This window comes from Methylobacterium sp. A54F, assembly GCF_053346035.1.
This window is the reverse complement of the sequence record NZ_JBKFBF010000009.1, coordinates 96,077-118,780: the sequence shown is the minus strand read 5'-3', so window position 1 is coordinate 118,780 and position 22,704 is coordinate 96,077. Positions and strand designations below refer to the sequence as shown.

The 22,704-nt window shown below is 71.6% G+C and carries 19 protein-coding genes; 10 read left to right on the top strand and 9 right to left on the bottom strand.

Annotated features, from left to right (window positions below; translation table 11 throughout):
• Window positions 1-7: 7 nt before the first annotated feature.
• Window positions 8-1,342, bottom strand: a complete 1,335-nt coding sequence (locus tag ACLBXP_RS16135) for an MFS transporter (protein WP_447668747.1) — start codon at window positions 1,340-1,342, stop codon at window positions 8-10.
• Between the two features lie 370 nt (window positions 1,343-1,712).
• Between ACLBXP_RS16135 and cyoA the strand changes: the two genes are divergently transcribed.
• From cyoA to ACLBXP_RS16100, 7 genes are all read left to right on the top strand, one after another.
• Window positions 1,713-2,879, top strand: coding sequence for a ubiquinol oxidase subunit II (gene cyoA, locus ACLBXP_RS16130; protein ID WP_447668746.1), 1,167 nt, complete (start codon window positions 1,713-1,715; stop codon window positions 2,877-2,879).
• Between the two features lie 133 nt (window positions 2,880-3,012).
• The gene (cyoB, locus tag ACLBXP_RS16125; protein ID WP_447668745.1) at window positions 3,013-5,016 is read left to right on the top strand and encodes a cytochrome o ubiquinol oxidase subunit I; all 2,004 of its coding nucleotides are present in this window, start codon (window positions 3,013-3,015) and stop codon (window positions 5,014-5,016) included.
• Window positions 5,017-5,020: 4 nt separating this feature from the next.
• Entirely contained in the window at window positions 5,021-5,665 is a 645-nt protein-coding gene (cyoC, locus tag ACLBXP_RS16120; protein WP_447668744.1) for a cytochrome o ubiquinol oxidase subunit III, read from the top strand.
• Complete coding sequence (gene cyoD / locus ACLBXP_RS16115) at window positions 5,662-6,078, top strand: cytochrome o ubiquinol oxidase subunit IV (RefSeq protein ID WP_447668743.1); 417 nt, start codon at window positions 5,662-5,664, stop codon at window positions 6,076-6,078. The genes cyoC and cyoD overlap by 4 nt, the downstream gene beginning before the upstream one ends.
• A 37-nt stretch (window positions 6,079-6,115) precedes the next feature.
• Window positions 6,116-6,874: an SURF1 family protein gene (locus ACLBXP_RS16110; protein ID WP_447668742.1), complete on the top strand. Its 759-nt coding sequence runs from the start codon at window positions 6,116-6,118 to the stop codon at window positions 6,872-6,874.
• Between the two features lie 95 nt (window positions 6,875-6,969).
• On the top strand, window positions 6,970-7,626 hold the full coding sequence (locus ACLBXP_RS16105) for a DUF47 domain-containing protein (protein WP_447668741.1): 657 nt from the start codon (window positions 6,970-6,972) through the stop codon (window positions 7,624-7,626).
• Window positions 7,627-7,629: 3 nt separating this feature from the next.
• Complete coding sequence (locus tag ACLBXP_RS16100) at window positions 7,630-8,637, top strand: anion permease (RefSeq protein WP_447668740.1); 1,008 nt, start codon at window positions 7,630-7,632, stop codon at window positions 8,635-8,637.
• A 13-nt stretch (window positions 8,638-8,650) separates the two neighbouring features.
• Here ACLBXP_RS16100 and ACLBXP_RS16095 read toward each other — a convergent pair whose 3' ends face one another.
• A complete protein-coding gene (locus tag ACLBXP_RS16095; RefSeq protein ID WP_447668739.1) occupies window positions 8,651-8,959 on the bottom strand; it encodes a hypothetical protein in 309 nt (102 codons plus the stop codon).
• A 307-nt stretch (window positions 8,960-9,266) separates the two neighbouring features.
• Between ACLBXP_RS16095 and lexA the strand changes: the two genes are divergently transcribed.
• A complete protein-coding gene (gene lexA / locus ACLBXP_RS16090) occupies window positions 9,267-9,989 on the top strand; it encodes a transcriptional repressor LexA (RefSeq protein WP_447668738.1) in 723 nt (240 codons plus the stop codon).
• Here the strand turns inward: lexA and ACLBXP_RS16085 are convergent.
• Window positions 9,983-12,226: a ComEC/Rec2 family competence protein gene (locus tag ACLBXP_RS16085; RefSeq protein ID WP_447668737.1), complete on the bottom strand. Its 2,244-nt coding sequence runs from the start codon at window positions 12,224-12,226 to the stop codon at window positions 9,983-9,985. The two genes, lexA and ACLBXP_RS16085, sit on opposite strands and share 7 nt — an antisense overlap.
• Before the next feature lie 173 nt (window positions 12,227-12,399).
• On the opposite strand from ACLBXP_RS16085, the gene gltX reads away from it, so the two are divergent.
• Window positions 12,400-13,833 (top strand): glutamate--tRNA ligase, encoded by a 1,434-nt coding sequence (gene gltX / locus ACLBXP_RS16080; protein ID WP_447668736.1) that lies wholly within the window; start codon window positions 12,400-12,402, stop codon window positions 13,831-13,833.
• A 262-nt stretch (window positions 13,834-14,095) separates the two neighbouring features.
• Window positions 14,096-15,385, top strand: coding sequence for a citrate synthase (gltA, locus tag ACLBXP_RS16075; protein ID WP_447668735.1), 1,290 nt, complete (start codon window positions 14,096-14,098; stop codon window positions 15,383-15,385).
• A 290-nt stretch (window positions 15,386-15,675) separates the two neighbouring features.
• Here gltA and lpxB read toward each other — a convergent pair whose 3' ends face one another.
• From lpxB to lpxD, 6 genes are all read right to left on the bottom strand, one after another.
• Window positions 15,676-16,833: a lipid-A-disaccharide synthase gene (gene lpxB, locus ACLBXP_RS16070; protein WP_447668734.1), complete on the bottom strand. Its 1,158-nt coding sequence runs from the start codon at window positions 16,831-16,833 to the stop codon at window positions 15,676-15,678.
• A complete protein-coding gene (locus tag ACLBXP_RS16065) occupies window positions 16,830-17,687 on the bottom strand; it encodes an LpxI family protein (protein WP_447668733.1) in 858 nt (285 codons plus the stop codon). Before ACLBXP_RS16065 ends, lpxB begins: the two co-directional genes overlap by 4 nt.
• A 59-nt stretch (window positions 17,688-17,746) precedes the next feature.
• Window positions 17,747-18,565 (bottom strand): acyl-ACP--UDP-N-acetylglucosamine O-acyltransferase, encoded by an 819-nt coding sequence (gene lpxA, locus ACLBXP_RS16060; RefSeq protein ID WP_447668732.1) that lies wholly within the window; start codon window positions 18,563-18,565, stop codon window positions 17,747-17,749.
• Window positions 18,562-19,026 (bottom strand): 3-hydroxyacyl-ACP dehydratase FabZ, encoded by a 465-nt coding sequence (gene fabZ, locus ACLBXP_RS16055; RefSeq protein WP_447668731.1) that lies wholly within the window; start codon window positions 19,024-19,026, stop codon window positions 18,562-18,564. Before fabZ ends, lpxA begins: the two co-directional genes overlap by 4 nt.
• A 149-nt stretch (window positions 19,027-19,175) precedes the next feature.
• Window positions 19,176-21,383 (bottom strand): cache domain-containing protein, encoded by a 2,208-nt coding sequence (locus ACLBXP_RS16050; protein WP_447668730.1) that lies wholly within the window; start codon window positions 21,381-21,383, stop codon window positions 19,176-19,178.
• 184 nt (window positions 21,384-21,567) lie between these two features.
• Window positions 21,568-22,617: a UDP-3-O-(3-hydroxymyristoyl)glucosamine N-acyltransferase gene (lpxD, locus tag ACLBXP_RS16045; RefSeq protein ID WP_447668729.1), complete on the bottom strand. Its 1,050-nt coding sequence runs from the start codon at window positions 22,615-22,617 to the stop codon at window positions 21,568-21,570.
• Window positions 22,618-22,704: the final 87 nt, after the last annotated feature.

The following is a 22,704-nucleotide window of genomic DNA, read 5'->3' as shown; positions in this document are numbered from 1 at the left end:
CGCGGGATCAGGCCTCCCGCATGGCGAGCTTGTTGAAACCGAGCGCGGCGAGCGTCGCGACGGCCCCCGAGAGCAGGTAGAGGCCGACGCAGGCGAGGCCGTAGCGGCTCGACAGGCTGAGCACCACGAGGGGCGCGAAGCCGGCGCCGATGACCCAGGCAAGGTCGGAGCTGAGGGCCGAGCCGGTGTAGCGGTAGCGGGTGCCGAAGTTCGACGAGACCGCACCGGCCGTCTGGCCGTAGGACAGGCCGAGCAGGCCGAAGCCGACCACGACGTAGATCGTCTGCCCCGCCATGCTGTCGCCGAACAGGAGCGGCGCCAGGATGCTGCCCAGCGCGAACAGGCCGATCATGCCGGCCGAGATCGCCAGCATGGTGCGCCGCCCGATCTGGTCCGCCATCAGGCCGGAGGCGAGGATCGCCCCGCAGGCGATGGTGGCGCCCGCGAACTGCACCATCAGGAACTCGCCGGCGGAGCGCTGCGTGAACAGCGTGATCCAGCTGATCGGGAAGATGGTGACGAGGTGGAACAGCGCGAAGCTCGCCAGCGGCACGAAGGCGGCGATCAGCACGTCGCGGCCGTGGGCGCGCAGCAGCTCGAAGGTCGGGACCGGCTCGAGCTCGCGCTTGGCCAGCAAATTCGAGAACTCGTCGGTGGCCACGAGGCGCAGGCGCGCGAACAGGGCCACGACGTTCACCGCGAAGGCGACGTAGAACGGGTAGCGCCAGCCCCAGTCCAGGAAGTCGTCCTGCGAGAGGTTGACGAGGAAGAACGAGAACAGGGCGCTCGCCAGCATGAAGCCGAGGGGCGCGCCGAGCTGGGGCATCGCCGCGTACCAGCCGCGGCGGTTCTCAGGCGCGTTCAGGGCAAGGAGCGAGGCGAGGCCGTCCCAGGCGCCGCCGAGGGCGAGGCCCTGACCGATCCGGAAGGCGGCGAGCAGCGCGATGGAGGCCCCGCCGAGATGGTCGTAGCCGGGCAGGAACGCGATGGCCGCCGTGGAGAAGCCGAGGAGGAAGAGCGCCGCGGTGAGCTTGGTGCCGCGCCCGTGGCGCCGGTCGATCGCCATGAAGGCGACGGAGCCGATCGGCCGCGCCACGAAGGCGAGGGCGAAGATGCCGAAGGCGTAGAGCGTTCCGGTCAGGGGCTCCGCGAACGGGAAGTAGACCTTCGGGAAGACCAGCACCGCCGCGATGCCGAACACGAAGAAGTCGAAGAACTCCGAGGTGCGGCCGATGATGACGCCGATCGCGATCTCGCTCGGGTCGACCTTGTGGTCCGTCGAGACGAGCCGCGCGTCGCGCTCGACCGAATCGGAGGATGGCAGGGCGTAGTCTGAGCTCATGCGGGCGGACTCGCAGGGTGTCGCGTTCGGGTGATTCGGGCCGGCGGTCCCCGGGCTGGCGGGCGGGCGCGCGAAACCGAATCGAGCGGCCTCCGATCCCGGGATCGGCGGCCGTTATGCCGCCGGATCGCGCTGCGGCAAAGCGCAGCAACGTGCGGCGGGTTGAAGCGCGACTCGGGCCCGACCCGGCAGGCAAACGCATAGTGCACCGCCTCGGACGGTTTTGCCATGCTTCCCGGGAAGGTCTGAGACAAGGCGCCCGCACTTGTCAGGATGGCGTATTGCAGCGCAGGAGAAGGCGCCGTCCGGAGCCGGTGCCAGCGTTGGCGCGGCGGCCGCCGGCTGTTCTCACATCTCGTTTGCCGATCGGATGTCCCTCAGAGTCATGCGCAGCCTCGTGCTGCTTCCCCTGCTCGCGCTGCTCGGCGGCTGCGACATGGTGCTCATGCGCCCCTCCGGGGACGTCGCGCTCCAGCAGCGCGACCTCATCATCGCCTCCACGGGCCTCATGCTGCTCATCATCATTCCGGTGATGGCGCTCACCCTGTTCTTCGCCTGGCACTACCGGGCCTCCAACACCAAGGCGACCTACGACCCCGACTGGCACCACTCGACCGCCCTCGAGGTGGTGATCTGGTCGGCGCCCCTCGCCATCATCATCGCCCTCGGCGCGCTGACCTGGATCAGCACCCACACCCTTGACCCGTTCCGGCCGCTGACGCGCCTCGACGCGAACCGCCCCGTCTCGGCCGGCACGAAGCCGCTCGAGGTGCAGGTCGTCGCCCTCGACTGGAAGTGGCTGTTCTTCTACCCCGAGCAGGGCATCGCCACCGTCAACGAGCTCGCCGCTCCGGTGGACGTGCCGATCACCTTCAAGATCACCGCCTCGGACGTGATGAACTCGTTCTTCATCCCGGCGCTCGCGGGCCAGATCTACGCCATGCCCGGCATGGAGACGAAGCTGCACGCCGTGATCAACAAGGAGGGCGTCTACGAGGGCTTCTCGGCGAATTACAGCGGCGCCGGCTTCTCGCGGATGAACTTCAAGTTCCACGGCCTCAGCCGGCGGGGTTTCGAGCAGTGGATCGCCAAGGTGAAGGCCGAGGGCTCGGCGCTCAGCCGCGAGGCCTACCTGAAGCTCGAGGCGCCGAGCGAGCAGGAGCCGGTGCGCTACTACGCCTCGATGGAATCCGGCCTCTACGGGGCCATCCTCAACATGTGCGCCGTGCCGGGCAAGATGTGCATGAGCGAGATGATGCACATCGACGCCAAGGGCGGCGCCGGCAAGGACAGCCACGAGAACCGCGAGCGTCTCGAATACGACAACCGCCACGCCCGCGAGGGCCACGAGGCGCCCGGCGCCACGACGCCGGCCTCGGGCAGACCGGCGCGGGGCGACGTCCAGCCGGAGGGCATGAAGCCCGACTGGCAGGACCCGAAGGTCAACCAGCCCCCGGTCTCGAACGATCCGCACCACGGCCATTCGATGCCGGGCATGAAGCACGACGGCCCGGCGCCGGCCCAGATGAACCAGTGAGGAAGCGTCCGGGCGTCGGTGCCGCGACCACCCGGGCCCGTCCGGTCCGACCACCCCGCGGCGCGCGGCACGAAAGCCCCGCGGGACCCCTGAACCCGGCGCGAGAGCCCGGCCACGTCAACGAGTCGATCGCATGTTCGCCAACTTGGATCTGCAGAAGCTGATCTTCGGGCGCCTCACGCTCGAAGCGATCCCCTACCACGAGCCGATCCTGCTCGTGACCTTCGCGGTCGTCGCCGTGGGCGGCCTCGCGGTGCTCGGGGCCCTCACCTACTACCGGGTCTGGGGCACGCTGTGGCGCGACTGGTTCACCTCGGTCGACCACAAGAAGATCGGCATCATGTACGTGGTGCTCGCCCTCGTCATGCTGCTGCGCGGCTTCGCCGACGCGCTGATGATGCGCGCCCAGCAGGCGATGGCCTTCGGCGCGAACGAGGGCTACCTGCCTCCGCACCACTACGATCAGATCTTCACCGCCCACGGCGTGATCATGATCTTCTTCTTCGCCATGCCGCTGGTGACGGGGCTGATGAACTTCGTGGTGCCGCTGCAGATCGGCGCCCGCGACGTCGCCTTCCCGTTCCTCAACAACTTCAGCTTCTGGATGACGGTGAGCGGGGCGCTCACCGTGATGGCCTCGCTGTTCGTGGGCGAGTTCGCCCGCACCGGGTGGCTCGCCTACCCGCCGCTCTCGGGGCCCGCCGCGAGCCCGGGCGTCGGCGTCGACTACTACATCTGGGCCCTGCAGATCGCCGGCATCGGGACGCTCCTGTCGGGCATCAACCTCATCGCGACCATCGTGAAGATGCGCGCGCCCGGCATGACCATGATGAAGATGCCCGTCTTCGTCTGGACGTCGCTGTGCACCAACATCCTCATCGTCGCCGCCTTCCCGATCCTCACCGCCGTTCTCGCGCTGCTGTCGCTCGACCGCTACGTCGGCACGCACTTCTTCTCGAACGACCTCGGCGGCAACCCGATGATGTACGTCAACCTCATCTGGATCTGGGGTCACCCGGAGGTCTACATCCTCATCCTGCCGGCCTTCGGGATCTTCTCGGAGGTGGTCTCGACCTACTCGGGCAAGCGGCTCTTCGGCTACGCCTCGATGGTCTACGCCACGGTCGTGATCACGATCCTGTCCTACCTCGTGTGGCTGCACCACTTCTTCACGATGGGCTCGGGCGCCTCCGTGAACTCGTTCTTCGGCATCACGACGATGATCATCTCGATCCCGACGGGCGCGAAGATCTTCAACTGGCTGTTCACGATGTACCGCGGCCGCATCCGCTTCGAGGTGCCGATGCTGTGGACGGTCGGCTTCATGATCACCTTCGTGATCGGCGGCATGACCGGCGTGCTGCTCGCGGTGCCACCGGCCGACTTCGTTCTGCACAACTCGCTGTTCCTGATCGCGCACTTCCACAACGTGATCATCGGCGGCGTGGTGTTCGGGCTGCTCGCCGGCATCACCTACTGGTTCCCGAAGGCCTTCGGCTTCAAGCTCGACCCGTTCTGGGGGAAGATGTCGTTCTGGTTCTGGCTCACCGGCTTCTGGTTCGCCTTCATGCCGCTCTACATCCTCGGCCTGATGGGCGTGACCCGGCGCCTGCAGCACTTCGACGACCCATCGCTGCAGATCTGGTTCGTGATCGCGGCCTTCGGCGCCTTCCTGATCCTGCTCGGCATCCTGTCGTTCATCGTGCAGCTCGTCGTCAGCTTCATGCGGCGCGAGGCCCTGCGGGACACGACGGGCGACCCGTGGGACGGACGGACCCTGGAATGGTCGACCTCCTCGCCGCCGCCGGACTACAACTTCGCCTTCACGCCGGTGATCCACGACCACGACGCCTGGTCCGACATGAAGCGCCGCGGCTACAGCCGCCCGCTCCAGGGCTACCGGCCGATCCACATGCCGCGCAACACCGGCACCGGCGCGATCCTCGGCGCCCTGAGCCTGGTCTTCTCGTTCGCGATGATTTGGTACATCTGGTGGCTCGCGGCCCTGAGCTTCGCGGCGATGGCGGTCGTCACCATCCTGCACACCTTCAACTACAACCGGGACTTCTACATCCCGGCGGACGAGGTGGTCCGGGCCGAGAGCCGGCGGACCGCCCTCCTGAGCGGACGGGTCTGATCCGATGGCTTCCCACGCAGACGCGGTCGTGAGCCCGCGGCAGCTCCCCGCCCAGGACGCGCCGGTCTTCCACCTGGAGGAGGACCACCACCCCGAGAACGGCACCGCCCTCGGGTTCTGGCTCTACCTGATGAGCGACTGCCTCATCTTCGCGGTCCTGTTCGCGACCTACGCCGTGCTCGGGCGCAACTACGCGGCCGGGCCCTCGCCCAAGGACCTGTTCGAGCTGCCGCTGGTGGCCGTGAACACGTCCATGCTGCTCCTGTCCTCCATCACCTACGGCTTCGCCATGCTGGAGATGGAGCGGGACCGGCAGGGCGCGACCCTCGGCTGGCTCGCGGTGACGGGTCTGTTCGGCCTCTGCTTCGTCGGCATCGAGCTCTACGAGTTCGCCCACCTGATCCACGAGGGCGCGACGCCGCAGCGCAGCGGGTTCCTGTCGGCCTTCTACACGCTGGTGGGCACCCACGGGCTGCACGTCAGCCTCGGCATCGTCTGGCTCGTCACCCTGATGGTGCAGGTGCGCCAGCGCGGCCTCGTGCCGGAGAACCGCCGCCGGCTGATGTGCCTGTCGATGTTCTGGCACTTCCTCGACGTGATCTGGATCGGCGTCTTCACCTTCGTCTACCTGATGGGAGTGCTGCAATGAGCGCGGCCGCGAAGACCGCCCACCCCGCCGCGGACGACGCGCACGCTCACGACGCGCACGGCCACCACCACGAGGGCGGCGCCCACGGCACCTTCCGGAGCTACATGACCGGCTTCGTGCTGTCGGTCATCCTCACCGCGATCCCGTTCTGGCTGGTGATGGCCGACGTGCTGGGCGATGCCCGCATCACGAGCCTCGTGATCATGGGCTTCGCGGTCGTGCAGATCTTCGTGCACATGATCTACTTCCTGCACATGAACACGAAGTCCGAGGGCGGCTGGACCTTCCTGGCCCTCATCTTCACGCTGACCCTGGTGGTGATCACGCTGATCGGCTCGCTCTGGGTGATGTACCACCTCAACGCGAACATGATGCCGATGTCGCCCGCGGACATGAAGCACCACATGCCCTGAAGTCGGCGCCGGCCGACGCCCGCGCCGCTCCGGTCCCGTGTCGCAGCCTCCATCCGACGTCCGGCCGCCGCGCCGCGCCGCCGCCCTCGCACTCGCGGGCGCCTGCCTCCTGGCAGCCTGCGCCTTCCTGGCGCTCGGGATCTGGCAGGTGGAGCGGCGGGCCTGGAAGCTCGACCTCATCGCCCGCGTCGAGGCGCGGATCCACGCGCCGGCGGCGCCAGCCCCGCCGCCCGCGGAGTGGACGCGGATCAAGGCTGCGCAGGACCCCTACCGGCACGTCGCGGCCGCCGGCACCTACCTGCGGGACGCGGACACCCTCGTGCAGGCCGTGACCGAACTCGGCGCCGGCTTCTGGGTGCTCACCCCGCTGCGCGACACGCGCGGCTTCACCCTCCTGATCAACCGCGGCTTCGTGCCCGCGGAGCGGCGCGACCCGGCCGCCCGCGAGCCGCCCGCGGGCGAGGTCTCCGTCACCGGCCTCCTGCGCCTCACCGAGCCCGGCGGCGCCTTCCTGCGCGCGAACGACCCGGGGGCCGGGCGCTGGTATTCCCGCGACGTCGCGGCGATCGCGGCCGCGCGCGGGCTGCCCGAGGCGGCCCCCTACTTCGTCGACGCCGACGCCACGCCCGCGGGGGCCCTCCCGGTGGGCGGCCTCACGATCGTGGCCTTCCGCAACGACCACCTCGTCTACGCCCTCACCTGGTTCGCGCTGGCGGCGATGTCGGGGGCGGGGGCCCTCTACCTGCTGCGGGACCTGCTGCCGAGGGACCTGCGCGGCCGGCGCAGCAACCCTTGAGCCCGCGCGAAGCGTAGCCGGCTTGAAAACCGCAACGCTCGGCGCAACGCTCGGCCGCGCACCGGGTTGTTGCACGCGACGCACGGGGGACGACGATGCTCGGCTGGTTCAGGGCGCTGATGCCCCGTGAGGATCGCTTCTTCGACCTGTTCGAGCGGCATGCCCGCACCCTGGTGGCCGGCGCCGAGGCCCTGGAGGGCGTCCTGCGCGGCGGCCCGACGGTTCCCGAGCATTGCCGGGTGATCGTGGAGCAGGAGCAGGCGGCCGACGCCATCACGGCCGAGGTGCTCCTCGCGGTCCGCCGCAGCTTCATCACGCCCTTCGACCGCGGGGACATCAAGGACCTGATCCAGTCGATGGACGACGCCATCGACCAGATGCACAAGACGGTGAAGACCATCGCGCTCTACGAGGTGCGCAGCTTCGAGCCGCTGATGCAGGAGCTTGGCGGCACGGTGGTGGAGGCCGCCCGCCTCACCGCGCAGGCGATTCCCCTCCTCGGCGCGATCGGCCAGGAGGCCGGCCGCATCAGCACGCTCACCGAGGCGATCACCAAGGTCGAGGGGCGCTCGGACGAATTGCACGAGCGCGGCCTGCGGGACCTCTTCGCCACGCACGGCAAGGCCGGCCCGGACAGCAACGCCATGGCCTACATCATCGGCAGCGAGATCTACGGGCACCTCGAGGACGTGGTCGACCGCTTCGAGGACGTCGCCAACGAGATCAGCGGCATCGTCATCGAGAACATCTGAGCGATGGACGCGGGCGCCCTCGCCTTTCCCCTGCTCGCCGGCCTCGTCGGCTTCGCGCTGCTGTTCGACTTCCTGAACGGCCTGCACGACGCGGCGAACTCGATCGCGACCATCGTCTCGACCCGGGTGCTGCGGCCGCAATACGCGGTGCTCTGGGCGGCCTTCTTCAACTTCATCGCGTTCCTGTTCTTCGGGCTGCACGTCGCGCAGACCCTCGGGACCGGCATCGTCGATGCGGGGATCGTCGACCCGCGGGTGATCTTCGCCGCGCTCGCGGGCGCCATCGTCTGGAACGTCGCGACCTGGATCCTCGGCATCCCGTCGAGCTCGTCGCACGCGCTGATCGGAGGCCTCGTGGGCGGGGGCGTGGCGAAGGCCGGCTTCTCCGCGGTGGTGTGGGGCGGCCTCCTCAAGACCGTCGCGGCGATCGTGCTCTCTCCCCTCCTCGGCTTCGTGCTGGCGCTGCTCCTCGTGCTGATCGTGTCCTGGGCCTGCGTGCGCGCGACGCCGTTCGCCGTGGACAGGCGCTTCCGCATCCTGCAATTCGCCTCGGCCTCCCTCTACTCGCTGGGCCACGGCGGCAACGACGCCCAGAAGACCATGGGGATCATCGCGGTGCTGCTCTACGCGCAGGGGCACCTCGGTGAGAGCTTCCACGTCCCCCTCTGGGTCGTGCTCTCCTGCCAGTCGGCGATGGCGCTCGGCACTCTGTTCGGGGGCTGGCGCATCGTGCACACGATGGGCTCGCGCATCACCCGGCTCAACCCGATGCAGGGCTTCTGCGCCGAGACCGGGGGCGCGCTGACCCTGTTCCTCGCGACCTGGCTCGGCGTGCCCGTCTCCACGACCCACACCATCACGGGCGCGATCATCGGCGTGGGTGCGGCGCGGCGCGCCTCCGCGGTGCGCTGGGGCGTCGCCGGGGATATCGTGACGGCCTGGGTGCTGACCCTGCCGGCGGCCGCCCTCATCGCGGCCGGAACCTACCTCGTCACCGGTCTCTTCGGCTGAGGGTGCGATCCTCTCAGGGCCGAGCCTTGCCGGCGACCTCCCGGACGAAGGCGAGGCAGCGGCTGCGATCGGCCGGATCCGTCACGCGCCCGAAGGCCTCGAGGAGTTCCGCGGTCTGCGCCACGAGGCCGAGATCGGTCGCGCTCTCCTCACGGTCGCCGGCGCCCGCGAGGGGGTCCCCCGTCAGCAAGGCGTCCTCGCTCGTGCCGAGCGCCGCCGCGATCCGCCTCACCATCGTGCGCCCGGACGTCGCCTCCGGCGCCGCCTCGAACCCGGACAGGTTCATGCGGTCGTCGCGCTCGCTCCGCTCGCCACCCATCATGGTACCACGCCCCCACTCTTCGAATTTTGGCCGAACGCTCTAGCTTTCAGTCCAATGATGCACAATCATCCGGTGCACAATGCAGACGTCTACCGAGGTGCGGCGGACCCGCGCAGCGACGGAACGAGACCTGTGCCAGCGCGGGACCGACGCGGGCATCCGGCCGGCGTCCGCGGCCAGACAGCAGAACTCGTGCCGACCGGTTCGAGCCGCTCTTGCGGAACACTTGCGGAACGTTTAGCCTGTTCGCTGTTTGTTTCTGCGACCGCGCGCCGCGTGGGCGCCCACCTTGAGACAGGTCGAACCGATGCTGACGCGTAAGCAGTTGGATCTCCTCCGCTTCATCCAGCAGCGCATGCGCGAGAGCGGCGTGCCTCCCTCCTTCGATGAGATGAAGGATGCGCTGGACCTCAAGTCGAAGTCGGGCATTCACCGCCTGATCACCGCCCTGGAGGAGCGCGGCTTCCTGCGTCGCCTGCCGAATCGGGCCCGCGCGATCGAGGTGATTCGCATGCCCGAGACGCTCGGCAGCGCCGCCGGCGCGGCGAGCGAGGTGCGGCGCTTCACCCCGAGCGTCGTCGAGGGCGGACGGGCGAAGGCTGCGCCGCCGCGGCCGACCACGACGCAGATCGTCGATGAGGCGGGCCGGGCCGTGACGATCCCCGTGATGGGACGCATCGCGGCCGGTACGCCGATCTCCGCGATCCAGAACCAGAGCCATGCCATCACCCTGTCGCCGGACTTCGTGGCGGGCGGTGAGCATTATGCGCTCGAGGTTCGCGGCGATTCGATGGTCGAGGCCGGCATCCTGGACGGGGACCTCGTGGTCATCCGCAAGCAGGAGACCGCCAACACCGGCGACATCATCGTGGCGCTCATCGACGACGAGGAGGCGACCCTGAAGCGCCTGCGTCGCCGCGGTTCCTCGATCGCGCTGGAGGCGGCGAACCCCGCCTACGAGACGCGGGTGTTCGGGCCGGACCGCGTTCGGATCCAGGGTCGCCTCGTCAGCCTCGTCCGGCGCTACTGAAGCGATTCGGCTGAGGGCGGGTCGGGCTCGTCCTCGCCCGGCGGCCGCACGGTGGCGGGCGGTCCCTGGGCGGGTTCGGGCCGCGCCGCGGGACTTGGCCGTCGCCAGGGCGGCGTGCGGACCGGATCGCGGGCGTTCGTGACGCGCGGGCCCTCGCCCGTGAAGCGGATCGCCACGGCGCCGTGCCGGGCGAGGTAAGCCCGGTCGATCACGAGCGGTGCCGCGCAGGCCGCCGGTGCCGCTCGGGCGCTGACGAGGATCGCGGCCCGGGCGCAATCCTCCGCGAAGGCACGGCCATCTCGCACCAGGGCGACCGCGCCGCCCCCCGCCATCGTCGCGGTGCACCCGAGGCGATCGCAGCGCCCGCCCGCGGCAAGCTCCGAGGCCTGCCGCCCGTCCCCGTCGGCGCGCAGCCATTGTTCGACCACGAAGGACGGCGCCCGCCCGACCAGCATCAGCCGGCCTGCGCCGTCGCGCAGCGCGAGGCCCCCGCCCTCGCGATCGACGTAGAGGTCGTGCCGCTCCGGGACCGCCGCGAGTGCGAGGCCGAGGGCCGCCGGGGCGAGGCTCAGCCAGCGCAGGCGCGAGGCCGGCAGCGTCGCGAGGAGCAGGGCGAGGCCGAGGAGCGCGAGGGCGCCCGTGCCGAAGGCCGGCACCACGACGGTGGCGTGGCCGAACCCGGCGATCCACTCGGAGGTCGTGAGCATGCCCCGCACCGCGAGGCCCATCAGCCACCAGACCGGCTGGTCCAGGGCGAAGGGGTAGGCCAGGATGCCGAGCACCGCGGCGGGCATCACCGCGAGGGAGACCAGGGGCAGGGTCAGGGCGTTCCCGAGGATCCCGAACGGCTGCACGGTCTGGAAGTGATAGGTCGCGAACGGCGCGGTGGCGCATTGCGCGACGAGGGTCGTGGCGAGCGTTCCGATGACGGCGGTCCCGGCGAGCGCGATCAGGCGCCCCAGGCGCCCGGCCCCCTCCCGCCGCAGGAACCCGGCGCCGAGGAGCGGCGCGCAGGCGATGAGCCCGGCGACCGCGCCGAACGACATCTGGAAGCTCGGGCCGAGCAGCGCCTCCGGCTCGCGGGCGAGCGCCACCAGCGCCGCGAGGGCGAGGTTGCGCATGCTGAGGGCGGGCCGGTCCACCAGGATCGCGCCGAGCATGATCAGGGTCATGAGGAGCGCCCGCTCGGCCGCCACGTCCCAGCCCGAGAACACGCAGTAGGCGGTCACGCCCGTCATCGCGAAGCCCGCGGCGATCTTCTTGATCGGCCAGGTGAGGGCGAGGAACGGGACGAGGGCGAGGATCGCCCGGATCAGCCAGAACACCACGCCGGCGGCGAGCACCATGTGGAGCCCCGAGATCGAGATGACGTGGTAAATCCCGGCCGCCCGCAGCACCGCGCTGGTCTCCGGGCTGATCAGGCCGCGCTTGCCCGTGACGAGGGCCGCCGCGACCGCGCCGGCCTGCCCCCCGTTGGCGTCGGTGATCCGCCGCGTCAGGGCGTTGCGCGCCGCATCGACCGCCGCGGCGATCCGCAGGCCGAGGTCGGGGGGCTCGGGCGGCGCGCGGACCTCGATCCGCCCCACGAGCGAGCCCACCGCGCCGATGCCGCGGAAGTAGGCGTCGCGGGCGAAATCGTAGCCGCCCGGCCGCGCGGCCTCGGGCGGCGGCAGGAGGCGCGCGGTGGCGGCGATGAAATCGCCCGGCCGCAGCGCCTCCGCCCGCTTGTAGGAGACGCGCACCCGCGCCGGCCGCTGCCCCGCGGCGAGGCCGCCGAAGCCCGACACCCGCACGACCACCCGGGCCCCCTCGTCGCGCTCGTCGAGGGCCTCGATGAAGCCGGTGAGCGGGCCGATGGTGGTGCGGGCGAGGACCGGCGCCTCGACCCGGAGGATCCGCCACTCGGCCGCCGCGAAGCCCAGGAAGGCGGCGACCGCGGCGAGCGCCAGCGCCCGCGCGACGGGGCGCCCGCCGAGCCAGGGCATCGGCGCCAGGCAGGCACCGCCGGCGATGAGCGGCGCGGCGAGCGCCGGACTGCCGTCCGCCGCGGTGAAGCGCACGAGGATGCCGAGGCCGAAGGCGACGGCGAGCCACGGGAAGAGCCGCCGCTGCTCCGCCTCCACGGCGAGGCCGGCGCCGAAGAACGCCCGGATGGCGGGCAACGGGGCGAGGCGGCGCCACGCGACGCCCGACCGCGCCGCCGCGATGCTCCCGGCCCCGCTCCCCCCTCCGCCCATGCGTGCCGCCCGATGGTGCCGCCGGAAACCCTCGCCCGGACGCGCCGCGAATCGCCGGCACGTTCCGGCCCGAACGGCGTTTCCTCAAGTGCTCGGGCTCATGCTACACGCCCGCGACCGGACGGGTCGATCCGACCCGCGGCCCCGCTCCACGCCAACATTCAGTCTCCCCGATGCCGCCAGACGTCGTCACGCGCTTTGCGCCCTCGCCCACCGGCTACCTCCACATCGGAGGCGCGCGCACGGCCCTGTTCAACTGGCTGTTCGCCCGCCGGCACGGCGGCCGCATGCTGCTGCGCATCGAGGACACGGACCGCGAACGCTCCACGCAAGGGGCGATCGACGCGATCCTCGACGGCCTGCGCTGGCTCGGCCTCGATTGGGACGGGGACGTGGTCTACCAGTTCGCACGGGCCGACCGGCACCGCGCGGTGGCCGAGAGCCTGATCGCCAGCGGCAACGCCTACCGCTGCTACGCGACGCCCGAGGAGCTGACCGCCATGCGCGAGCAGGCGCGGGCGGAGGGACGCCCGCTGCGCTACGACGGGCGCTGGCGCGACCGCGACCCGGCGGAGGCGCCGGCGGGCGTGAAGCCGGTGATCCGCCTGCGGGCGCCGACCGAGGGCGAGACCGTGATCGAGGACGCGGTGCAGGGCCGCGTGACCTGGGCGAACCGGGACCTCGACGACCTCGTGCTGCTGCGCTCGGACGGCAATCCGACCTACATGCTCGCCGTGGTGGTGGACGACCACGACATGGGCGTGACCCAGGTCATCCGCGGGGACGACCACCTGACGAACGCCGCCCGCCAGAGCCAGATCTACCGGGCGCTCGGCTGGGACGTGCCGGCCATGGCCCACATCCCGCTCATTCACGGCGCGGACGGCGCCAAACTGTCGAAGCGTCACGGCGCCCTCGGCGTCGACGCCTACCGCGACCTCGGCTACCTGCCGGCTGCCCTGCGCAACTACCTGGTGCGCCTCGGCTGGAGCCACGGCGACCAGGAGGTGTTCTCGACGCAGGAGATGATCGCGGCGTTCGGCCTCGGGGCCATCGGCCGCTCGCCGGCCCGGTTCGACTTCGCCAAGCTCGAGAACCTCAACGGCCTCTACATCCGCGGCGCGGCCGATGCCGATCTCGTCGACGCGATCGAGGCGATGCTGCCCGGCATCGGCGCGGAGCGCGGCCTCTCGGCGCCCCTCGCGCCGGAGCTGCGCGCGAAGCTCGTCGCCGCGATGCCGGGCCTGAAGGAGCGCGCCAAGACCCTCGTGGAGCTCCTCGACAGCGCCTACTACCTCTACGCCCCCTCCCCGCTCGCCCTCGACGAGAAGGCCCGGGCGCTGCTCACCCCGGAGGCGCGGGCGCGCCTCGCCGAGGTGCTGCCGCGCCTTGAGGCGCTGCCGGACTGGACCGCCGCGGCGACGGAGGCCGCCGTGCGGGCCTTCGCCGAGACCGCGGGCGCCAAGCTCGGGCAGGTGGCGCAGCCCCTGCGCGCCGCGCTCACCGGCCGCACCACCTCGCCGCCGCTCTTCGACGTCATGGCCGTGCTCGGCCGCGAGACGAGTCTGGAGCGGCTGCGCGCGCAGGCGGGCTCGCCCGCCCCCTGAGGGCCCTGGACGGGCTCGCGGCGACGCGTCGCGGCAGTGCCGCGGCCCAGCTGTTTCGCGGGCACGGGGACGGCCCGGAATTCGCTTGGCGTTCCCGGGTGGATGTCACCCGCCCCGTTGCTGGCGGTGGGACGATCCGCTAACCCGATGGTCCTGTGAGCACCTGCAGCATAGCTGCGGTTCAAGCTCAGGCCCCGGGTCGGCGCATCGGCCCAGCCCCGGAGCCGAGGCCGCCCCGTTGCCAGGAAAGGGTCCACGTTCCATGAGCGCAGCCAGCACCATCACCGTGGACGACACGCAGGTCGAGCTTCCGGTCAAGTCCGGCACGATCGGCCCCGACGTCATCGATATCGGCAAGCTCTACGCGAAGACCGGCAAGTTCACCTTCGATCCGGGCTTCACCTCGACGGCCTCCTGCGAGTCGAAGATCACCTACATCGACGGCGACGAGGGCGTGCTGCTCTACCGCGGCTACCCGATCGAGCAGCTCGCCGAGCAGGGCGACTTCCTCGAGACCTGCTACCTGATGCTGTTCGGCGAGCTGCCGACCCCGGCCCAGAAGGCCGACTTCGACTACCGGGTCACGCGCCACACCATGGTGCACGACCAGATGAACCGCTTCTTCCAGGGCTTCCGCCGCGACGCACATCCGATGGCGGTGATGGTGGCCTGCGTCGGCGCGCTCTCGGCCTTCTATCACGACTCGACGGACATTTCCGACGAGAAGCAGCGCATGATCGCGTCGATGCGCATGATCGCGAAGATGCCGACGCTCGCGGCGATGGCCTACAAATACTCGATCGGCCAGCCGTTCGTGTATCCTAAGAACGAGCTCGACTACACCTCGAACTTCCTGCGGATGTGCTTCGCGGTGCCGTGCGAGGAGTACCAGATCAATCCGATCTTTGCCCGCGCGCTCGACCGGATCTTCATCCTGCACGCCGACCACGAGCAGAACGCCTCGACCTCGACGGTGCGGCTCGCCGGCTCCTCCGGCGCCAACCCGTTCGCCTGCATCGCGGCCGGCATCGCCTGCCTGTGGGGGCCGGCGCACGGCGGCGCCAACGAGGCGGCGCTGAAGATGCTCATGGAGATCGGCACGCCCGACCGCGTGAAGCAGTACGTCGACAAGGCGAAGGACAAGAACGACCCCTTCCGCCTGATGGGCTTCGGCCACCGGGTCTACAAGAACTACGACCCGCGCGCGCGCATCATGCAGAAGACCACCCACGAGGTGCTGAGCGAACTCGGCATCGGCGACGATCCGCTGCTCGAAGTCGCGGTGCAGCTGGAGCAGATCGCCCTCAAGGACGAGTACTTCATCGAGAAGAAGCTCTACCCGAACATCGATTTCTACTCGGGCATCACCCTCAAGGCGATGGGCTTCCCGACGGACATGTTCACGGTGCTCTTCGCGCTCGCCCGCACGGTCGGCTGGATCGCCCAGTGGTCGGAGATGATCGAGGATCCCGCCCAGAAGATCGGCCGCCCGCGCCAGCTCTACGTCGGGCCCGACCAGCGCGAGTACGTGCCGATCGGCCAGCGCGGCTGACGCGCGGCGCCGCGCGAGGACGGGCGGGGCCTCGAAGGCGCCCTCCAGGGGACGCTGCGATCCCTGGAGCCCTCCTTCGAGGCTCCGCTTCGCTGCGCACCTCAGGATGAGGTCGCGGGTGGGACGCGGGGACCAACACAGGGTTCCTCCCACCCACCCACCTCATCCTGAGGTGCCTCCGCAGGGGGCCTCGAAGGAGGGCTCCAGGAATCGCGCGGTGCCTGGAACACGCCCTGGCGCCTGCCCCGGCCCGAGGCATCCAAGAACATCCAGAGCGCCTGCCGGCCGCCTCAGGCCCTCGCCCGGCGGCCGGCCTCGGCCAGCACGACCCGGGCTGCCATGCGGCTCGGGTCGTCCCCGCCGGGCAGCCGCATCGCGGCGTCGATGGTGCGCAGGGCGTCGAGCTGGGCCTCGCGTGCGCGGCCGCCCCGCACCAGGGGCAGCAGGGCAGCGGCGAGCCGCTCCGGGTTGCAGTCGGCCTGGACGAAATCCGGCACCGCGTTGTGCCCGAGGATCAGGTTCGGCAGCACGATCGTCGGCACCTGGATCAGGCGGCGCGCCACCACCTCCTCGATGCGCGAGACCCGGTAGCCCACCACCATGGGCACGCCGGCGAGCGCCAGCTCCAGCGTGACGGTGCCCGATGCGGCAAGCGCCGCGCGGGCGCGCCGGAAGGCCGCGTGCTTGGCGCCCTCGCCGGGCACGATGCGCACCGGCACCTCCCAGGCCAGGGCGAGGCGTTCGATCAGGGCCCGGTGGCGGCTCACCGCCGGGAGCACGACCTCCACCGGTGCGGCGGCCGCGACGCTGCGCAGGGTCTCGCCGAAGACCGGCATCAGGCGCTCGATCTCGGAGCGGCGCGAGCCCGGCAGGACGAGAAGCGTCGGACGCTCGGCATCCCGCGCCGCGGCCTCCGCCGCGTCGGGCCTCAGCTCGGCGAGACGCTCGATGAGCGGATGGCCCACGTAGGTGCAGGCGGGGCCTCCGAGGCGGCGGTGCGCCTCGGGCTCGAAGGGCAGCAGGGCCAGCACGTGGTCGATGAAGGGGCGCATGCCCTTCGCCCGCCACGGGCGCCAGGCCCAGACGCTCGGCGAGACGTAGTCGACGATCGGCAGGTCCGGCAGGGCGCGGCGGACGCGCTTGGCCACCGCGTGGGTGAAGCCCGGGCTGTCGATGATCACCAGGATGTCCGGGCGTGCGGCGACCACGTCCGCGACGGTCTCCCGGATGCGGCGCAGCAGGGTGCGCAGGCGTGCCAGCACCGGCAGGTAGCCCATCACCGCCACGTCCTCGAGGGGGAACAGCGAGGCGAAGCCCTCCGCCTCCATGGCCTCGCCGCCGACGCCCCCGAAGGCGATGGGTTCGGGCGCCAGGGCGCGCAGGCCCCGCATCAGCTTGGCGCCGAGCTGGTCCCCGGAATCCTCCCCGGCCACGAGCCAGATCTTCAAGCCGCGTCTCCGAGCCCCAGGAGGAACAGGCCGTGCCGGTCGGCGGTCGCCACCGTCTCGGGCCGGTCGATCACGAGCGTGCGCCCGGCCTGGATGGCGAGGCCCGCGCAGCCGGCGGAGGCCGCCGCCTGCACGGTGCGGGGCCCGATCGCCGGCAGGTCGATGCGCAGGTCCTGCCCGTCCTTGGCGAACTTCACCAGCACCGTGCCGGGGAGCGCCCGGCCGCGCCCGAGCGGCCGGCGGGCGATCGCGCGGGCGCGGGCGAGCATCCGGTCGGTCCCCTCCGGCCCCTCGACGGCGAGGACCCGGTCGCTCGCCACCACCGCGGCCTGCCCCACGTCGTAGGGCGAGAGCGCGGCGAGCAGGCGCCGGCCGGTGGCGATCGAGGCCTCCGCGGCGGGGTCGGGCGCGTAGAGGCCGAGGCGGCCCTCGGGGCTGAGGAGGTCCGGCGCGACCTCGTGCACGCCGAGGACCCGGTGGCCGTTCTCCTCCAGCAGGGCGAGGACGGCGCGCAGCAGGCGGTCGTCGCCGCCGCCCGCGATGGCGCGCAGCGCCTCGCGGTTGCGCAGGGCGGCGGCCGCGTTGAAGATCGCGGCGGGGCTCGGGCGGGCGACGCCGCCGGCCGGCACCACGGCGGCCGGATGCCAGCCCTTGAGGATCCGCAGCGTCCCGGCGATGTCGAGGAGGTCGACCGTGGCGTCGGCCCGGCGGCGCAGCGGGCGGTCCGTGAAGCCGCGCACGGCAAGCACGCGGAACGGGCGGCCCGCCCGTTCGAGGGATTGGGCGACGAGCTCCGGCAGGCGCCCGGCGCCCGCCACCAGCGCGATGGCGGATCCGGCCGGGTCGAGGGTCATGGGCTCGGGCTCATGGGCTCGGGCTCATGGGCTCGAATCCCTCGCCGGCCGGGCCGCCCTCACGCGGCGCTCGCGGGCGCCGCGATCTCGCGGGGCGTGCAGATCGAGCGCTTGCCCCCGGCGCGGATGAAATCGAGGATCTCGCGCACGCCGGCGTGGCTCTCGAACTCCGCCGCCACGTCCTCGACGCGCTCCAGGAGCGTACCCTCCTGGGCGAAGAGCAGGCGGTAGGCCCGGCGCAGCGCGTGGATGTCCTCGCGGGCGAAGCCCCGGCGCTGCAGCCCGATGATGTTGAGGCCCGACAGGGCGGCGCGGTTGCCGAGCACCATGCCGTAGGGGATGCAGTCGTTCTCGAGGCCCGAGAGGCCGCCCACGAAGGCGTGCGCCCCGACGCGGGCGAACTGGATCACCGCGGCGCCCCCGCCGAGGATCGCGTAGTCGCCCACGCTGCAATGGCCGGCCAGCATCACGTTGTTGGAGAACACCACGCCGTTGCCGACCCGGCAATCGTGCCCGACGTGGGAATTCGCCAGGAAGGCGCAGCGGTCGCCCACCACCGTCTCGAGGCCGCCGCCCGCGGTGCCGGGATTCATGGTCACGCCCTCGCGGATCAGGCACTCGGCGCCGATGCGCAGCGTCGAGGCCTCGCCCCGGAACTTCAGGTCCTGCGGCGGGTGGCCGATCGAGGCGAAGGGGTAGATCCGCGTGCGGGGGCCGATCGCCGTGTCGCCGGCGACCACCACGTGGCTCACGAGCTCGCAGCCGTCGCCGAGGCGGACCTGGGGCCCGACATGGCAGAACGGTCCGATGCGCACGTCCGCGCCGAGGACGGCGCCGTCCTCGATCACCGCGCTCGGGTGGATGGCCTTGGCGCTCATTCGGTCACCAGCATCGCGCCGATCTCGGCCTCGGCCACCAGGACGTCGTCGACCCTGGCCTCGCCGCGGAACCACCACATGGTGCGGCGCTGGTTGAGCTTGCGCATGTGGAAGCGGACCTGGTCGCCGGGGACCACGGGCTTGCGGAACTTGCACTTGTCGATCGTCATGAAGAAGACCTGCTTCGTGCGGACATCGTCGGCCATGATGTGCCGGCAGCAGATCGCGCCCGCGGTCTGGGCCATGCCCTCGATGAGCAGAACGCCGGGGAAGACGGGCATGTTCGGGAAATGGCCCGTGAACTGCGGCTCGTTCACGGTGACGTTCTTGATGCCGATGCAGCTCTCGTCGCGGTCGATCTCGATGATCCGGTCGATCATCAGGAACGGATAGCGGTGCGGCAGAAGCTCGAGAACCTTCTGGATGTCGGCGGCGCCGAGCTCACGGGGCATCTCACTCATCGAATCCAGCACCTCGCAGTCCCCCGCGCCGGCTGACGTGGCCGGGCGCCGTCCGCTCCACCATGACGGATGAAGCGCCCTCTTCGACACAAATCGAGGCGGAAGCAAGCCCTTCCGGAGTGGCCGGGCCCGAGCCTCCGGGCGGCCGCTCACGCCTCTTCGAGGACCGCCCGGACCTTACGGCCGAGGCTCGCCGCCGTGTAGGGCTTGCCGAGGAAGTGCGATCCCCCGTCGAGCCGGTCGTGATGGAGGACCGCGTTGCGGGTGTAGCCCGTGGTGAACAGCACCTTGAGGCCGGGACGGCGGGCGCACGCCGCGTCCGCGAGGCTGCGGCCGTCCTGGGCGCCGGCCAGCACGACGTCGGTGAACAGGAGGCAGGTCTCGGGGTGGTCGTCGAGGCGCGCGAGGGCCTCCGCGGCGCTGGCTGCCTGGACCACCCGGTAGCCCGCCTCCTCCAGGGCCGCTGCCGAGAAGGCCCGCACCATGGGGTCGTCCTCGACGTCGAGCACCGTCAGGCCGGGGCGCGGCGCGCGCTCCAGGGCGCCGGGGATCAGCGTCGGGATCTCCATGACGGCGCGGGGCGCCGCTCCGACCGGCGCGGCGTCGAGGCGCGGGAAGTAGAGCTTGATCGTGGTGCCGTGCCCGGGCTCCGAGTAGATCGCGACGTGGCCGCCGGTCTGGCGCATGTAGCCGTAGACCTGCGCGAGCCCGAGGCCCGACCCCTTGCCCACCGGCTTCGTGGTGAAGAACGGCTCGAAGACCCGGCCCAGCACCTCGGGCGACATGCCCGTGCCGGTGTCGGCCACCGCGATCATCACGTACTGGCCGGGGCTCACCTCGGCGTGGTCCGCGGCGTAGGTCTCGTCCAGGACGGCGTTGCCGGTCTCGATCGTGAGCTTGCCGCCGCCCGGCATCGCGTCGCGGGCGTTGACGGCGAGGTTGAGGATCGCGCTCTCCATCTGGTTGGCGTCGGCCCGCGTCCACCACAGGCCGCCGGCCAGCACGGTCTCGACGGAGACCTGCTCGCCGAGCGTCCGGCGCAGGAGATCGGACATGCCCGCGACCAGGCGGTTGGCGTCCACGGGCTCGGGCGAGAGCGGCGACTGGCGCGAGAAGGCGAGGAGTCGCTGGGTCAGCGCCGCCGCGCGCCGCGCGCCCTCCATGGCGTGGTCGATGCCGCGGGTCAGGCGCGTGTCGGCCTCCGCCGTCCGGCGCTGGGCCATCTCGAGGTTGCCGATCACCACCGTGAGGAGGTTGTTGAAGTCGTGCGCGACGCCCCCCGTGAGGCGGCCGACCGCTTCCATCTTCTGGGCCTGGCGCAGCTGCGCCTCCGCCAGCCGGCGCTCGGTGGCCTCGGCCGTGAGGGCGTCGGCGGCGGCCCGCCAGCGCCGGGTGGCGAGCTGCTCCTGCCGGGACTGCCGCAGGGCCAGCACCGAGACGCCGAGGAGCGCGAGCGCCGCGAGGCCCGCGATGAGGGCGTAGGTCGCGGTGTTGCGCCACCAGGCGGCCAGCACCGCCGTCTCGCCGAGGCCGAAGCCGATGTACACCGGGTAGGCCGCGACCCGGCGATAGGCGACGATGCGGGCGACCCCGTCGACCGGCGAGACCGCGCGGGCGGGCCCGCTCGCGGCGCGCCCGGCCGCGGCGGCGACCGGCGCCTCCAGCCCTGAGCCCTCCGCGGCCCCGATCGGCTCGCGGGCCAGGATCTCGCCATCGGCCCGCAGCAGGACGACGCTGTGGGGCGTCTCCGGGTCGATCTCCCGGTAGAAGGTTTCGAAGTACGACCGGTCGATCGAGAGCGCGATGACGCCCCGGAAGGCCCCGTCCGGGCTCAGGATGCGCGCGGCGACGTTGAACACGGACTGCCCCGACTGGCGGCCGATGTAGGACCGGGACACGTAGAGGGTCTTGGGCTCCGCGCTCCGCAGCGCCACGAACCAGTCGCGGTCCGCGAAGGTGACGGCGGGGTCGGCCGGGTAGCGCCGGCTGCTCGCCAGCATCCGCCCCTCCGCATCGGTGAGCGTCACCGTGGCGATCTGGTCGTACTCGTCCTGGAGGCCGGCCAGGAAGGCGTGGAAGTCGGCCCGGTCCGCCTCGCGCGTCCAGTCGAGGTACGGCAGGCGGCCGTTCACGCGATCGAGGATGAGCTTCTGGGTCTCGAAGACCTTGACGGCGTGCTCGTGGAGGATGCGCAGCGTCCGCTCGACGCGGGTGTCGGCCTCGCGCAGCACCTCCCGGCGGTTGTGCCAGCTCGCGAGCGCCAGGAGCAGCCCCGGCAGCAGCACGGAGACGACGAGGAGCGCGCGCCCCGCGCGCAGTGGGCGTTCCTCGCCCGGTAGGCGCACCTGCGCGGTCATCTCCTTCAGCGCAGGCTCCCCGCGATCGTCACGGCCTCGGACGCGGGGCGCCGAATCGAACGTGATCTTCCGGATGCGAGATTAGCGGAGGATTCCGGCCGGAAAAGCCAGGCTTCGGGCCGCTCGCCGGCGGCGCTTAACAAAGACTCAGCGCGTTGCGCAAAGGATTCGCGCAGGCCGTCGCTCAGGCCTCCTCGTCGCGCCCCGACCGCTCGGCGAGGCGCGCCAGCGTCGTCAGCTCGCGGAACCAGGTGCGCACGGGCTTGGCCGGCGTGCCGCCCCAGCGGCTGCCGGGCGGCACGTCCCGGTTGACGTTCGAGGAGCCCGCGATCTGCGAGCCGCGGCCGATGCGCAGGTGGCCCACCACGCCGACCTGGCCGCCGAGCACCACGTAATCCTCCAGGGTGGTCGAACCGGAGATGCCGACGCCCGAGACGATGATGCAGTGGCGGCCGATCACCACGTTGTGGGCGATCTGCACGAGGTTGTCGATCTTGGTCCCCTCCCCGATCACCGTGTCGCGGCTGGCGCCCCGGTCGATCGTCGTGTTGGCGCCGATCTCCACGTCGTCCTGCACGATCACGCGCCCGATCTGCGGCACCTTGAGGTGGCTCGCCCCCATGGCGAAGCCGAACCCGTCCTGCCCGATGCGGGCGCCCGGATGGATGATGACGCGGTTGCCGACGAGGGCGTGGGAGAGCGTCGCGCCCGCGCCCACGGAGGTGTCGCGCCCCACGCGCACGCCGGGGCCGATCACCGCCCCCGGCCCGATCACCGCGCCGGCGCCGATCTCGGCCCCCGGCCCCACCACGGCGCCCGGGTCGACCCGGACCCCGTCCTCGAGCCGCGCGGCGGGGTGGACGTGGGCACCCGGCGCGATGCCGTCCGAGCCGAACTGCGAGCCGGGGCGCATGGCGTCCGGGTGCAGCCGCGCGAGGAGTTCCGCATAGGCCCGGTAGGGGTCGCGCAGCACGAGGGCGACGGTGCCGGTCGGGACGCGGGGCGCGAAGCGCGGCGAGACTAGGCACAGGCCGGCCCGGGTCTGCGCCAGGGCCTCCCCGTAGCGGGCGTTGTCCATGTAGGCGAGGTCGCGCGGCCCCGCGCTCTCCAGGGGCGCCGCCGCGACGATCTCGGCGGCGGGGTCGGCGCCCTCGGGGAGCGCCAGCCCGCAGGCGGCGGCGGCCTCGGCGTGGGTGAGGCGGGCGGCGGTGGGGAAGAAGCTTGTGTCGGCCATGCACCACAACGCGCCGTGCGGCGAATGCCGACCGGCGCGCGACCATTTTTCTCGGAGCCGCGCCCGGCCCGTGGACCGGGACGCCGC